General features: G+C 20.7%; 16 protein-coding genes. 12 read left to right on the forward strand and 4 right to left on the reverse strand.

All coding sequences use genetic code 11. From position 1 onward, the window contains the following. The first annotated feature begins 6 nt into the window (after positions 1-6). The 9 genes from mnmG to atpC all read left to right on the forward strand — a co-directional run bounded on the left by mnmG (position 7) and on the right by atpC (position 8664). A complete protein-coding gene (gene mnmG / locus RJX39_RS00005; protein ID WP_343192821.1) occupies positions 7-1881 on the forward strand; it encodes a tRNA uridine-5-carboxymethylaminomethyl(34) synthesis enzyme MnmG in 1875 nt (624 codons plus the stop codon). A 307-nt stretch (positions 1882-2188) separates the two neighbouring features. Continuing rightward, positions 2189-3013, forward strand: a complete 825-nt coding sequence (gene atpB, locus RJX39_RS00010) for a F0F1 ATP synthase subunit A (RefSeq protein WP_343192822.1) — start codon at positions 2189-2191, stop codon at positions 3011-3013. A gap of 17 nt (positions 3014-3030) precedes the next feature. Next, entirely contained in the window at positions 3031-3270 is a 240-nt protein-coding gene (atpE, locus tag RJX39_RS00015; protein WP_343192823.1) for a F0F1 ATP synthase subunit C, read from the forward strand. 87 nt (positions 3271-3357) lie between these two features. Continuing rightward, positions 3358-3828, forward strand: a complete 471-nt coding sequence (locus RJX39_RS00020; protein WP_343192609.1) for a F0F1 ATP synthase subunit B — start codon at positions 3358-3360, stop codon at positions 3826-3828. Positions 3829-3848: 20 nt separating this feature from the next. Further along, positions 3849-4385, forward strand: coding sequence for an ATP synthase F1 subunit delta (gene atpH, locus RJX39_RS00025; protein WP_343192610.1), 537 nt, complete (start codon positions 3849-3851; stop codon positions 4383-4385). 12 nt (positions 4386-4397) lie between these two features. After that, a complete protein-coding gene (gene atpA / locus RJX39_RS00030; protein ID WP_343192611.1) occupies positions 4398-5945 on the forward strand; it encodes a F0F1 ATP synthase subunit alpha in 1548 nt (515 codons plus the stop codon). Positions 5946-5970: 25 nt separating this feature from the next. Then, positions 5971-6831 carry an ATP synthase F1 subunit gamma gene (atpG, locus tag RJX39_RS00035; RefSeq protein ID WP_343192612.1) on the forward strand — a complete coding sequence of 287 codons (861 nt, stop codon included), beginning with the start codon at positions 5971-5973 and terminating at the stop codon, positions 6829-6831. A 32-nt stretch (positions 6832-6863) separates the two neighbouring features. After that, positions 6864-8255 (forward strand): F0F1 ATP synthase subunit beta, encoded by a 1392-nt coding sequence (atpD, locus tag RJX39_RS00040; protein WP_343192613.1) that lies wholly within the window; start codon positions 6864-6866, stop codon positions 8253-8255. 10 nt (positions 8256-8265) lie between these two features. After that, positions 8266-8664, forward strand: coding sequence for an ATP synthase F1 subunit epsilon (gene atpC / locus RJX39_RS00045; protein WP_343192614.1), 399 nt, complete (start codon positions 8266-8268; stop codon positions 8662-8664). Positions 8665-8683: 19 nt separating this feature from the next. Here atpC and gyrB read toward each other — a convergent pair whose 3' ends face one another. The 4 genes from gyrB to RJX39_RS00065 form a co-directional block, all read right to left on the reverse strand. Then, positions 8684-11089: a DNA topoisomerase (ATP-hydrolyzing) subunit B gene (gene gyrB / locus RJX39_RS00050; RefSeq protein WP_343192615.1), complete on the reverse strand. Its 2406-nt coding sequence runs from the start codon at positions 11087-11089 to the stop codon at positions 8684-8686. A gap of 105 nt (positions 11090-11194) precedes the next feature. After that, complete coding sequence (gene dnaN, locus RJX39_RS00055; RefSeq protein WP_343192616.1) at positions 11195-12298, reverse strand: DNA polymerase III subunit beta; 1104 nt, start codon at positions 12296-12298, stop codon at positions 11195-11197. Between the two features lie 5 nt (positions 12299-12303). Then, on the reverse strand, positions 12304-13332 hold the full coding sequence (gene dnaA / locus RJX39_RS00060; RefSeq protein WP_343192824.1) for a chromosomal replication initiator protein DnaA: 1029 nt from the start codon (positions 13330-13332) through the stop codon (positions 12304-12306). Further along, entirely contained in the window at positions 13301-13600 is a 300-nt protein-coding gene (locus RJX39_RS00065; RefSeq protein WP_343192617.1) for a DnaA N-terminal domain-containing protein, read from the reverse strand. Before RJX39_RS00065 ends, dnaA begins: the two co-directional genes overlap by 32 nt. Positions 13601-13764: 164 nt before the next feature. Here RJX39_RS00065 and rpmH point away from each other — a divergent pair, with 164 nt between their 5' ends. The 3 genes from rpmH to yidC all read left to right on the forward strand — a co-directional run bounded on the left by rpmH (position 13765) and on the right by yidC (position 15992). Beyond that, positions 13765-13908 carry a 50S ribosomal protein L34 gene (rpmH, locus tag RJX39_RS00070; RefSeq protein WP_343192618.1) on the forward strand — a complete coding sequence of 48 codons (144 nt, stop codon included), beginning with the start codon at positions 13765-13767 and terminating at the stop codon, positions 13906-13908. Positions 13909-13929: 21 nt separating this feature from the next. After that, entirely contained in the window at positions 13930-14274 is a 345-nt protein-coding gene (rnpA, locus tag RJX39_RS00075) for a ribonuclease P protein component (protein ID WP_343192619.1), read from the forward strand. A gap of 113 nt (positions 14275-14387) precedes the next feature. Next, positions 14388-15992: a membrane protein insertase YidC gene (gene yidC / locus RJX39_RS00080; protein WP_343192620.1), complete on the forward strand. Its 1605-nt coding sequence runs from the start codon at positions 14388-14390 to the stop codon at positions 15990-15992. Positions 15993-16004: the final 12 nt, after the last annotated feature.

Genomic DNA, 16004 nt, shown 5'->3' on the forward strand with positions numbered 1-16004 from the left:
ATGCGAATGTTATTAATGAATAAAAACAATTTTGACGTCATTGTTATAGGTGGAGGACACGCTGGATCCGAAGCATCTTATTTATCTTCCAACAAAAAACTAAAAACACTTCTATTAACACAAAAAATAAACAGAATAGGTGAATTATCCTGTAATCCATCAATAGGAGGTATAGGAAAAAGTCATTTGGTTAAAGAAATAGATGCATTAGGTGGAATTATGGCTTTAGCTGCTGATTATTCAGGAATACAATTTAGAATTTTAAATTCTAGTAAAGGAAGAGCAGTTAGATCTACTAGAGTACAAATAGATCGTAATCTATATAAAAAATATATTTTTAATATATTAAGCAATCAAAAAAAATTAAAAATATTAGAAGAAGAAGTGGAAGATATTATTATTAAAAACAATAAAGTAATAGGTGTTTTTACTAATAAAAAAACAACTTTTTTTGCTAAATCGATTGTATTAACTACTGGAACTTTTTTGAATGGTAAAATTCATATAGGGAATAGTACTTACCATGGAGGTAGAATAGGTGACAAATCTTCTGTAAAGTTAGCTAATAAACTTAAAGATATTCATCCTCGTAAAGGAAGATTAAAAACAGGAACCCCACCAAGACTTGATAAAAATACTATAAATTTTAAACAATTAAAATCTCAATATAGCGATTATCCATTACCATTATTTTCGTTCATTAATACACATAAACAACCTAAACAAATACCATGTTACATCACTAAAACAAATAAAAATACTCATGAAATAATTTTGAAAAATATTAAAAAAAATCCACTTTATAATGGATTAATTAAAGGAGTAGGACCTCGTTATTGTCCTTCAATTGAAGACAAAGTTTTTAGGTTCAAAGATAAAGAGTTCCATCAAATTTTTTTAGAACCAGAAGGTATTAAAAGTAATGTAATATATCCTAATGGTATATCCACAAGTTTTCCTTTGAATATTCAAAATAGAATTATTAATTCTATAGAAGGTTTAGAAAAAGCTAAAATAATAAAACCAGGCTATGCTATTGAATATGATTATTTTGATCCTAGAGATTTAAAACCAACATTAGAAAGTAAATTTATAAATGGTTTATTTTTTGCGGGTCAAATAAATGGAACTACAGGTTATGAAGAAGCAGCTTCACAAGGTTTAATAGCTGGTTTAAATGCTTCTTTGTATGCAAGTTGTTTGGATTATTGGTATCCTAGGAGAGATCAAGGTTATTTAGGAGTGTTGATTGATGATCTATCTACTAAAGGTACAACAGAACCTTATCGCATGTTCACTTCTCGTGCAGAATATAGATTGAATTTGCGTGAAGATAATGCTGATTTACGTTTAACAAAAATTGCAAAAAAATTTAATTTAATAAGTAATAACAGGTGGTTAAAATATATAAAAAAATATAAAAAAATAAACAAAGAAAAAGATAGATTATCAAAAATAAAAATATCATCTTCTTCTGAAGAATTTAAAAAACTAGGTATTTTTTTTTCTAAAAATAAAATTTATAATGGTTTAGATTTACTCAAACAACCATACATTACTTATGAAAAATTGCTAAAAATAGAAAAATTTGAGCCAAAAATAAAAGACAAAGAAATATATAATCAATTAGAAGCGGATATAAAATATCATGGTTATATAAAATTACAACAAAAAGAAATAAACAGACAAATTTTTTATGAAAAAACTATATTACCAACAAATTTGAACTATTCAAACATTTATGGATTATCTAAAGAAGTAATAACTAAATTATTAAAATATAAACCTTTTTCTTTAGGACAAGCATCTAGAATAGAAGGAATTACTCCAGCATCTATATCTATTTTATTAATATATTTAAAAAAAAAAAAAATTATTTAATTTATTTTTGTTTAACAATAATATGAACAAATATTTTTATAATTAAACTATCATTTATAATGTTTGTTATTTCACATATCATACTTTTAAAAATATATTATGCAAATTTATAAAAAATAATTTTAACAAAAAATTAAAGAACATTGAATATAAATTTATTAAATTAAAAAATAAAGATACTTAAATAATATTAATATATTTTAGTTAACTAAATAAATTTATTTAATTGTATATACTACTTTTGTCATTTAAAAAAATTATTTATGATATATTTTTATTAAAAAATATTACATGCAAAGTGAGATTAATGATGTTTTCAGGAGAACAAATTAATTCAAAAAATTATATAACGCATCATTTACAACATTTTCAATTAGATCTAAGATCTTTTAATTTTGTTAATCAAAACAATAATATAAAAAACACATTTTGGTTATTTAATATTGATTCTATATTTTTTTCTTTATTTCTTGGTATTATTTTTTTATTAACATTTAAATATGTTATAAAATATATCAGTTGTTATTCACCAAGTAAAATACAAATAGTAATAGAAATTATATTTAACTTTGTTAGAAAAAATGTTAAAGATATTTATGGAGGTGACAACAAATTAATACCATCTTTATCTTTAACAATATTTGTATGGACATTTCTTATGAATTCTATGGATTTATTACCTGTAGATTTAATACCATATATTAGCAAAAAAATATTTAATATAAATAATATTAGAATAGTTCCATCTGCTGACATTAATATAACATTATCAATGTCTTTTGGAATTTTTATGTTAATTATTTTTTATAGTATAAAAACTAAAGGAATATTTGGTTTTTTAAAAGAAATGATAACAAATCCTTTTAAAAATAATTGTTTTTTTATAATAAATTTTTTTTTAGAATTAGTTAATTTATTATCCAAACCAATATCGTTAGGATTAAGGTTGTTTGGTAACATTTATGCTGGAGAAATGATATTTATTTTAATTGCAAGTTTCTTACCATGGTGGTTACAATGTTTTTTTAATGTTCCCTGGGCTATTTTTCATATTTTAATTATTTTTTTGCAATCTTTTATTTTCATGGTTTTAACAATAGTTTATCTTTCTATATCTTTAAAAAAACACTAATAATATGTAAAAAATAAATAGAGAATATAATTATGAATATGTTATACATAGCTTCTGCTATAATGATAGGTTTGGCAGCAATTGGTGCTGCAATAGGTATTGGTATTTTAGGAGGAAAATTTTTAGAAGGAGCATCTAGACAACCAGATTTAATACCATTATTAAGAACTCAATTTTTTGTTGTTATGGGTTTGATAGATGCAATACCAATGATTGCTGTAGGTTTGAGTTTGTATATAATGTTTGCTGCAAAATAATTTTTTTAATATATATATTAATATATGAAATTCTTACGTTATTAAATTAACGTAAGAATAAATATATTTCTAAAAAAGGAAAATAATATGAATATTAATGCAACTATTTTAGGTCAAATAATTTCATTTGTTTTTTTTGTTTTTTTTTGTATGAAATATATATGGCCACCTATATTATCTGTAATAGAACAGAGAAAAAAAAAAATATACGAAGATTTACAATATGTTAAAAATTCTATTACTAATGTAAAAATATTAGAAGAAAGAGCTGTAAGAAAAATAAATAAAGCAAAAAAAAAAGCAAATAAAATTATACAACAAGCAGATCAAAAAAAAATATTAATAATTAAAAAGGCAAAAATAAAAGCAGAAAAAGAAAAACAAAGAATAATATTTAAAACACATAATGAAATAAATATAGAAAAAAGATTAATAAAAGAAAAACTAAAAAAAAAATTTGTTTCAATATCAATGCTTATTGCAAAAAAAATTATTAAAAATTCTATAAATGAATCTGTTGATGAAAAAATAATAAATAAATTAGCTTCTGAATTATAAAAATGAGATTTATTTAATACATGAAAAAATTAAATTATATTGAACAAGTTTATGCAGAATCAGCATTTTATTTTGCGCGAGATACACAAAAAATATTACAGTGGAAAAATATGTTAAAAAAAACTTCCGAAATTTTTGAATATATCTACAAAAAAAACGTTATTTTTCATAAATTTTTAGAAAAAAAAATTTTTTATTTTTTTTTGGGATTATTAAAAAATAATTTTGATAAAAATTTTATAAATTTTTTAAAAATAATTTTTTTAAATAAAAAATTGTTTTTTATTAAAAATATATTCATATGTTTTTGTAATATTTATCAAAAGTTTTGTAAAAAAGAAATTAATTTATATGTAACTACTAGCAGAAAGTTAAATAATAAAATATTAGAAAATATAAATAATATAATACAAGAAAAAATATTAAAAAAAACTAAATTAATTTGTAAAATAGATAAAAATATAATTGGTGGAATAATTATAAAATATGAGAATTTTGTGATAAATGCTAGTATTAAAAATTATTTGGACAAATTATTAAAAGTTTTAGTTAAATAAGGATTAAAAACTATGAAAATAGATGTTACTGAAATTAGTAATTTGATAAAAAAGAAAATTAAAAATTTTAATATTTCAAAAGAATTATATGATGAAGGTGAAATAATTTCTATTAGTGATGGTATCATTACTATTTATGGTTTATCTAACGTGATGCAAGGAGAAATGTTAAATTTACCAAATAATAAATATGCGGTTGCTTTAAATTTAGAATTAGATTCTGTTAGCGCTATAGTATTAGACAATTGTAATGATTTAACAGAAGGTATGAAAGTAAAATGTACTGGGAAAATGTTAGAAATTCCTATAGGAGACAAAATATTAGGCAGAGTTATAAATAGTTTAGGATATCCTATAGATGGTAAAGGTGAAATTATTAATAATGGATATTATTTAGTAGAAAACGAAGCTCCAGAAGTAATTGATAGAGAACCGATTAATCAACCTTTACAAACAGGATATAAATCAATAGACACCATGATTCCTATAGGAAAAGGTCAAAGAGAATTAATAATTGGTGATAGACAAACAGGAAAAACAACACTTGCAATAGATACTATAATAAACCAAAAAAATAATAACGTTAAATGTATATATGTAGCTATTGGTCAAAAAATGTCTACTATTAATGATATTGTTCAAACATTAGAAGAACACAATTCATTATCTCATACTACGATAGTTGTTTCTTCAGCATCTGATCCAGCTTCTTTGCAATATATATCTCCATATACTGGTTGTACTATTGGGGAATATTTTCGTGATAAAGGAGAAGACGCTTTAGTAGTTTATGATGATCTGTCAAAACATGCTATAGCATATAGACAAATTTCTTTATTATTAAGAAGACCTCCAGGAAGAGAAGCTTTTCCAGGAGACGTTTTTTATTTACATTCAAGATTGCTAGAAAGATCTTCTAGAGTTAACTCAAAATATATAGAAAAAATTACAAAAGGAAAAATAAAAAATAGAACAGGATCTTTAACTTCGTTACCTATAATAGAAACTCAAGCTGGAGATGTTTCGTCTTTCGTTCCTACTAATGTAATATCTATTACTGATGGTCAAATATTTTTGGAGTCAAATTTATTTAACTCTGGTATAAAACCTGCAATAAATCCTGGTATTTCAGTATCTCGCGTTGGAAATTCTGCTCAAACTAACATAATAAAAAAACTATCTGGAAACATTAGAACATCATTAGCTCAATTTAGAGAATTATCTTCTTTTGCACAATTTTCTTCTGATTTAGATAAAATCACAAAAAAACAACTAATTAATGGAAATAAAATAACAAATTTATTAAAACAATATAAAAATAAACCAATGTGTATAGCAGAACAATCATTAATTTTATTCGCTATTAAATATAATTTTTTAGATGATATAAATATATGTGAAATAAATAATTTTGAATATTTATTATTACGTTTTTTTAAAAAGAAATATATTTTACTTATAAATGAAATTAATTTGAAAGGTGAATTTAATGATATAATTAAAAACAAATTCATAAAAATAATTACAAAATTTAAAAAAAACTTGGATAAATATAAATAGTGTAATAATTTAAAGGATAATTTTTATGTTTAATATAAGAACGATAAAAAATAAAATACAAAGTATTAGTAACACACAAAAGATAACTAAAACAATGGAAATGGTTTCAGCATCTAAGATGAAAAAAAATCAAGTATATATGTTTTCAGGAACACCATATTTAAAATTAATTAAAAAAATTGTTAATAACACAATATCAATAAAAAGATTTTCTAAAAGTATTTTTTTTAAAAAAAAAAATACTAAAAAAGTTTATTTTGTAATATTATCTTCTGATAAAGGATTATGTGGTAGTTTAAACACAAACCTTTTCAAAAAAATTTTGATTAATATTAAAAAACACATTAAAAAAAAAATATTAGTAGAATTAATAATTTTTGGTAAAAAAGCTATCAATTTTTTTGGAAAAATCAAAAAAATAAAAATATTAAAAAAAATATATAATATAGGAGATTTTCCTAGTTTTTATCAAATAAAAAAAAATATTAAAGTAATTTTAAAACATTACAAATTAGGGAAAATAAATAAAATTTTAATAGCATATAATAAATTTATTAACAATATTTCTAGTAAACCATTAATTAAACAATTATTACCTTTAATTAAAAAAGAAAACTGCGAAAAAAAAATATTTGACTATTTATATGAACCTAATAGTAAATATTTATTTAATAAAATTATATGTAAATATATTAATTTTTATATTTTTCAGTGTGTTTTAGAGAACATATCTAGTGAACAATCATCAAGAATGTTAGCTATGAAAATAGCTAATGATAATTCTATTAATTATATTAAAAAATTGCAATTATCTTATAATAAAGTTCGCCAATCTATAATAACACAAGAAATTAATGAAATAATATCTGGATCTTCAGCAAATTAATATATTTTATAAACTTTATGAAGGATTGTTAAATGTTTAAAGGAAAAATAGTTAGAATTATTGGTTCTGTAATAGATGTTAAATTTGACGAACATCATATTCCAAAAATATACGATGCATTACAAGTAAATTACGAAAATTTAATATTAGAAGTTCAACAACAATTAGGTGCTGGTATAGTGAGAACTATTGCCATGGGTCCATCAAATGGATTAAAAAGAGGATTGAAAGTTAAAAATCTTAAAAAAAAAATTCATGTTCCTGTTGGAAAAAAAACTTTAGGAAGAATTATAAATGTTTTAGGAAAACCTATAGATATGAAAGGAAATATTTTTTCAAAAAATGAAAAAAAAGAATATTGGTCTATTCATAGAAAAGCACCTGCATATATAGAACAATCTAATTCACGTCAATTATTAGAAACTGGAATTAAAGTTATAGATTTAATATGTCCATTTGCAAAAGGAGGTAAAGTAGGATTATTTGGAGGTGCTGGAGTTGGGAAAACAGTTAATATGATGGAGTTAATTAGAAATATTGCAATATCTCATAAAGGTTATTCTGTTTTTACTGGGGTTGGGGAAAGAATAAGAGAAGGAAACGATTTTTATAACGAAATGAAATTATCTAAAGTTTTAGATAAAGTTTCTCTTGTATATGGTCAAATGAATGAACCAGCTGGTAATAGATTACGAGTAGCTTTTACAGGATTAACATTAGCAGAAAAATTTAGGGACGAAGGTAGAAATGTTTTGTTATTTATTGATAATATATATAGGTATACTTTGGCTGGAACTGAAGTATCTGCTTTATTAGGTAGAATGCCTTCAGCAGTAGGATATCAACCAACATTAGCAGAAGAAATGGGTTGTTTACAAGAAAGAATTACATCTACAAAAAATGGATCTATTACTTCAATACAAGCGGTATATGTCCCAGCTGATGATTTGACAGATCCTTCTCCAGTAACTACTTTTTTGCATTTAGATTCCACTATAACTTTAAGCAGAGAAATATCTTCTTTAGGTATTTATCCTGCTGTTGATCCTTTAAATTCCAGCAGTAGACAATTAGAACCTAATGTAGTTGGTGATGAACATTACTATGTCTCCACAGAAGTTCAAAAAATTTTACAAAAATATCAAGAATTGAAAGATATAATTGCTATATTAGGTATGGACGAGTTATCTGAAGACGATAAAATACTAGTTTATAGAGCTAGAAAAATACAAAAATTTTTATCTCAGCCTTTTTTTGTAGCTGAAATTTTTACTGGTGTTCCTGGTAAATATGTTACGTTAGAAGATAATGTAAAAGGTTTTAAAGGAATTATTGAAGGTAATTTTGATCATATACCAGAACAATTTTTTTATATGGTAGGCAATATAGACGAAGTAATAAAAAAATACAAATGTAGTGTTTAAGGATAATTATATGTTAATTCATTTAGAAATTGTTAGTATGCAAAAAAGAATTTTTTCAGGAAATGTAAAAAACATTTCAACTTCTGGTTTTTATGGAGAATTAGGTATTTATCCAGGTCATACTCAGTTATTAACTGCGATTAAACCTGGTTTTGTTAAATTTTTGAATAAAAATAATAAATATAATATATTTTATATTTCTGGTGGAATATTAGAAGTACAACCTAATTATGTTTCAGTATTAGGTGATTTTATAATAAAATCTAATAAACTAAATTACAAAAAAATATTAAAAAAAAAGAAAAAGTTAGAAATAAAAATTATAAAAAATAAATATTCTAAAAATATTAAAAAAAAAATTTTAAAATTAAAAGCTAAAATTAAAGTGATAAATATGATACATAATTAATTAATTATAAATATAATTTTTATATATCTATATACTGAGCTTGTAGAGCGTTTTTATCTATAAATGCTCTTCTGGGTTCTACTGATTCTCCCATTAAAGTTTTAAAAATTTTGTTAGATTTTTTAGCATCTTTAATATTTATTTGAAGCATTATTCTATTTTTTGGATTCATGGTTGTATCCCATAATTGTTCTGGGTTCATTTCTCCTAGTCCTTTATATCTTTGTATATATATTCTTTTGTTAGATTCTTTTATCAGCCAATCTAATGTATCTTGAATATTTTTAATATAATAAAAATTTTGCTTTTTTTCTATTATGTATTTTTTTTTTATTAAATTATTTATTTTTCTATTTAATAAACATATTTTTTTGTATTCTTTACTTATAAAAAATGTTTTTTTTAAAACATAATTATTTTTATTTCCATATTTATTTAATTTTAAACAAATACTAAAATCTTTTTCATTAATATTATTTTTAAATATAAAACTATATTTAGTATTATTTAATCTTCTATTGTTTAAAAATAAAATTATATTATTTGTCCATTTTTTTATATTTTTTTCGTTAAAAGTATTTAGTATTTCTTTTTGATGTAATAATGCATTCAATAATTCTTTTTTAAAATTATACTTAGTTTTTTTTATATATTTTTGTATATCATTATATTTATAAAAAATATTTTTTATTTTTTTTATATTTAACTTTTTACTTGTTTCTTTTTTGGTTAAATTAATGTTTTTCAAAGATAATTTAATTTGATATTTTTTCATTTCTTCTTTATTTTTAATATATTTTTCCGATTTACCTTGTTTTATTTTGTAAAGAGGTGGTTGTGCAATATATAAATGTCCTCTATAAATTATTTCAGGCATTTGTCTATAAAAAAAAGTTAACAATAACGTTCTAATATGTGATCCATCTATGTCAGCATCTGTCATTATTATAATAGTATGATATCTTAATTTATCTGGATTATATTCATTATCTCCAATACCACATCCTAAAGCTGTTATCAATGTTACTAATTCTTGTGAATGTAACATTTTTTCAAAACTTGATTTTTCTACATTAAGAATTTTACCTTTTAATGGTAAAATAGCTTGATTTTTTCTGTTTCTTCCTTGTTTAGCTGAACCACCAGCTGAATCTCCTTCTACTAAATATATTTCCGATAATTCAGGTTTTTTTTCTTGACAATCAGCTAATTTACCTGGTAATCCAGTTATATCTAATATACCCTTCTTTCTAGTTATTTCTTTTGCACGTCGTGCAGCTTCTCTAGTTTTTACTGACTGTATTATCTTATTAATTATTATTTTAGTATCTAAAGGATTTTCTAATAAAAATCCCATTATATATTCATGCATTAAAGATTCTACTACAGATTTTACTTCGGAAGATATTAATTTATCTTTTGTTTGAGAAGAAAATTTAGGGTCAGGTACTTTAATTGATATAATTGCTGTCAGCCCTTCTCTAACGTCTTCTCCAGTAGCTGTTATTTTATTTTTTTTATTATATCCTTCTTTTTCTATATAGTTATTTATAATTCTTGTAAGAGCAGATCTAAAACCTGATAAGTGAGTTCCACCATCTTTTTGAGGTATGTTATTAGTAAAACAATGTAAATTTTCTTTTAAAGAAATATTCCATTGCATAGCAATTTCAACTGATATATTGTTTTTTATTGCAGAGAAATAAAAAATTTTATTATGTATAAATTTATTTTTTTTATTTAAATAAGTTATAAATTCTTTAATTCCTCCATTAAAACAATAATGTTTTATTTTTTTTTTTTTATCTTGTAAATATATTGATAAACCTGAATTTAAAAAAGAAAGTTCTTTTAATCTTTTAGATAATATGTGATGTTTAAATATTATGTTTTTAAAAAATATTTTTTTGCTAGGCCAAAATCTAATTTTTGTTCCTGTTTTATATGATTTACCTATTACTGACAATTTTTTTTGTGGGATACCATATAAATATATTTGTTGATATTTTTTTTTGTTTCTATATATAACAAGTTTTAATTTTTTAGATAATGCATTTACAACTGAAATACCTACTCCATGTAATCCTCCAGAAACTTCATAAGAAGAATGGTCAAATTTTCCTCCAGCATGCAATATTGTCATAATAACCTCTGCTGAAGATATACCTTCTTCAGGGTGAATATCTACAGGTATTCCTCTACCATCGTCTTCAACAGAAATAGAATTATCAACATGCATTTTTACAAATATTTTTTTACAATAACCAGAGAGAGCTTCATCAACTGAATTATCAACTACTTCAAAAACCATGTGATGCAATCCGCTTCCATCTTCTGTATTTCCTATATACATACCAGGTCTTTTTCTAACGGCGTCTAATCCTTTTAATATTTTTATATTTGATGAATCATATTTCTTTAACATATATATACCTTATTTTATATGTTCATAATTTTATTGTTTAATATATTTTAAACATAAAGTAATGTAAATTATTTTTAATTTATAAAACTATTTATTTAACAAAAACTAAATTTTTAAAGGCATAATAATATATATCAGAAGATAACCGTTATTTTTTTTTTCAAGCTGAATACAAGATATTTGTTTTTCTAATAGTAAATTAATATATTTAGATTTGATAATATTTAAAATATCTAGAATATAATTAATATTAATATGAAAATTTATATTTTTTATTTCATTTTTAGTTTTTATTAATTCTTTTATCTCATCTTGTTCTTTATTATTAGCTTTAATAATTATATTATTTTTTTTAATATTTATGTTTACAGCACAAAATTTTTCTTTTGCTATAATTGAAGCTCTTAATAAAGCATTTTTTATAATATCGCATTCTAATTTAATAATATTATTCGGTTTTTTTATAATAATGTTTTTGTAATCAGGAAATTTACTATTTATTATTTTAGAAGTAAAAATGAAATCATTTAAAACAAATCTTATATTATTATTATTGATAAATATTTTTATTTCTATATCGTTATTATCTAATATTTTTATTAGCTCTAATATGCTATCTCTAGATATTATTACTGAGTGTTTCAAAAAATTATTTTTTATGGTAGAAACACATTTAGATAATCTATAACCATCAGTTGCTACTGTTATAATTTTATCATTTTTTATTTTCAAATAAATACCATTCAAATAATGACGTACATCATTTTTTCCCATAGAAAAATAAATCATCTGAAACATGTATTTAATTTTTGATTGTGAAATTTTAAAACTTATTTTTTTTTCAAAATTGTTTATTATTGGAAATTTATCTACAGATAATGTTTGTAAAGTAAATGTTGCATTTTTGGACGTAATTTTTATGATATTTTTGTAGCAAATAATATCTATTAAACTATGTAAATTAAATTTTCTACAAATGTTTAAAAACTTTCTAGCATGTATTAGAAACATGCCTTTTGTATATATTTTGTTAGCTTTTAATTTTGCTTTTATTTCTATATCTAAATTAGTTGTTATTAATATTACATCATTTGAATTAATTTTAACTAAAATATATTTTAAAATATTTAATAAAGAATTTTTAGAAATTGATATGCAAATTTTTTGTAAAGTAACAACCATTGTTTCTCTTTTTATTGTAAATCTCATTTTAATTATACTATTAATGTTTGAATTAAATAACGAAAATCTATCTGTATATCTTTATTTTTTTTACGTAAGTAGTTTATTTTCCTATAGGAATACAAAATAGTAGTATGATCTCTACCACCAAAACTTTTACCTATTTCGATTAAACTTTTATTTGTTAATTTTTTAGATATAGCGATAGCTATGTGTCTAGCCATTGTTATAGATTTATATTTATATTTAGATGTTAAATCAATTGGTGATAAATTGTAATAATTTGCTACAGTTTGTTTAATTTTTTCTATGCTTATTTTTTTTTTATATAATATATTTTCTTTATTTATTTTTTTTATGAAATTAATTGTTATTTTTTTTTTTTTTAAATATGAAATAGTTAATATCTTATTTAACACACTTTCTAATTCTTTAATACTAAATTTTTTATATTTATAAATATGATCAATAACCTTTTTTTTTAATTTTATATTCTTGTTTTTTAGTTTATTTTTTATGATATTTACAATAGTTTTTTTTTTTATATTTTTTATACATATAACCATTCCCCAATTAAATCTAGATTTCAATCTTTCTTCAATATTATTTATAATATTTGGATGTTTGTTAGCAGTAATAATTATTTTTTTTTTGTTTTCTAAAATATAAATAATAGTATGCAATAATTCTTCTTGTGATCTAATTTTATTTTGAAAAAACTGTATATCATCAATCAATAACAAGTCAACTTTTCTATAATATTTTTTAAATTTTTCAATAGAATTATTTTTTAAAGATCTAACCATATTTTCTACAAATTTTTCAGAATGTACATAAATTACTTTTAAATTAATTTTATTCAATTTAACATAATTAACTATAGAATGTAATAAATGAGTTTTACCTAATCCAGTTTTACCATATAAAAAAAGAGTGTTATAAATATTTTTTTTGAAAATAATAATTTTTATTATTTTTATAATATATTCATTTGATTTATCCGTTATAAAATTTGAAAAACTATTTTTTTTATTGACATTGGAATGATAATTTATATCTATTTTTTTTTTTTATATAATTTTTCTTTTCATTTTTTAATGAAAATTTAATAACAGGAGCATTATTTCCATAAATATTATTTAATAATCTACTAATGTTGTTAAAGTATTTGTTTTTCACCCAATCTAAAGCAAATCTATTAGGTGTATATAAAATTAATATTTGATTTTTTAATTCAGTTTTTATTGGTCTTATCCACATACTAAATTCTGTTGCTGGTAATTCTTTTTTTAAATATATAAGACATTTTTTCCATAATATAGATGACATAATTTTTAACTTTATCCTTTATAAGAAATTTATTTTTAAATTATATTTTAAATATGTTATATTATAAATTAAAAAAAAATCAATGTTATAAAATTAAAACAAAATATATTTAATATTTTTAATTAACATTTATTATTCAAATTATTTTAATATAAAGGAAAAAAATGAAACGTACTTTTCAACCATCTGTTTTAAAAAGAAAAAGAACTCATGGTTTTCGTAATAGAATGTTTAATAAAAAAGGGAGAAACATTTTATCTAGAAGAAGATCAAAAGGTAGATCTTGTTTAACTGTTTCTTCAAAATAATAATATAAGAGATTTTTAGTTTTGAAAAAATTTTCTTTTCATAAAAAATATAGAATTTCAAAAACATTGAAATCAAATTTTAAAAATTATAATTATTTAAGTAAAAAAAAAAATATATCACTTTTTTGTACTAAAAATTCTTTAAATTTTTCAAGATTAGGTATAATAATCAGTAAAAAAAAAATAAGAAAATCATATAAACGCAATCTTCTAAAAAGAATAATTAGAGAAAGTTTTAGACATATGAAAAACAAAATATTAAAAATGGATTTTTTAATTATTATCAATAGAAAAATAAAATACATTGATAAAAAAAAATATAAAAATTTTTTATATAAAATTTGGTTGTGTAACTTAAATAAATAAATATATTATTTATAATAATATTAAACATTTGTAAATTTATTTTTTTAAATTAATTTGAAATTAATTATTAAAAAAATAAAATTACTAATTATTAAAAATAATAAAGGATAATTATGTATTTTAATCGTAGATTTTTAACTATATTATTAATTTCTATATTTTTTTTTATATATAAATATTTTAATATAAAATCCTATGTTTTAAAAAAAAATAATTTAACATCAAATTATTATCAACTAAACAAAAAATCTAATGATTCAATTATTAAAGTTAAAAGTAATTTATTAGAGTTATCCATAAATTGTCTCGGTGGTGATATAGAAGAAGTAATTTTAAATAAATATAATAATACCTTAAATTCTTCTGATCATCTAAAAATATTAAAAAAAACAAATAATTTTTTGTATAAAACAAATAGTGGTTTTATAATAAAAAATAAAAATTATATAAATGGGTTACATTCATATAAACCTGTTTTTTATAAAAAAAATAATATATTTAATTTTTATAAAGAACAAAAAGAATTACGAATACCTTTAGTGTTTAGTCCAAGAAAAGGATTATTTTTTACAAAAACATTTATTATAAAACCTAATCAGTATAAAATAGATATTGAATATAATATTAACAATCAAACAAATGAAGACATTAAATCATTTGTTTATGGTGAATTAATACAAACAATAAATATTCCAAAATCAGATATAAAGAAAAATAAAATATCATTGCAAACTTTTAGAGGAATTGCTTATTCTAGTGATTTGAATAAATATAAAAAATATGATTTCAGTTTAGTAAAAAAAAATAAGAATTTGCAAATAAAAACTCATAGTGGATGGATCGCTATGTTGCAACAATATTTTACTACTGCATGGATACCTAATGATAAAAAAATAAAATATTTTTACACTAAAAAAAATAAAAATGAAGCAATAGTTGGTTATAAAAATGATGATGTAACTATACATTCTAAAAATAAATATTCAACTCTATCTAGTTTATGGGTAGGTCCAAAAGATCAAAAACAAATGTTTTCAATATCTCCTTATTTAGAATTAACCGTAGATTATGGAATATTATGGTTTATATCCAAACCATTATTTATATTACTTAGTTATTTAAATAGCATATTCAATAATTGGGGAGTTGCTATTATTATTATAACTTTATTAATTAGATTTCTTTTATACCCTCTAACCAAATCACAATATATTTCTATGGCTAAAATGCGTTTTTTACAACCTAAAATAGAAGAAATAAAAAAAAAATTTTATTATGACAAATATTTGACAAGTAGAAAGATAATTAATTTATATAAAAAAGAGAAAATTAACCCAATTGGTAGTTTTTTACCTATAATAATACAAATGCCTATTTTTTTATCTTTATATTACATGTTAATAAATACAGTAGAATTACGTCATGCAAAATTTTTATTTTGGATAAAAGATTTATCTACATATGATCCTTATTATATTCTACCTGTTTTAATGGGAATGAGTATGTTTTTAATGCAATATACAGTTAATTATTCCAACATTAATGATGAGAATAAAATTATATCTAATTTGATACCAGTTATTTTTGTAATATTTTTTTTATGGTTTCCTTCTGGACTATCATTATATTATATAGTAAGTAATTTTTTAAGTATTTTGCAACAAAAATTTATCAATAATAATTTAAATATAAATAGTAATATTCAAAAAAACAGTTAATATTAATTAATA

This window comes from Buchnera aphidicola (Taiwanaphis decaspermi), from assembly GCF_039405155.1.
Classification (GTDB): domain Bacteria; phylum Pseudomonadota; class Gammaproteobacteria; order Enterobacterales; family Enterobacteriaceae; genus Buchnera_M; species Buchnera_M aphidicola_B.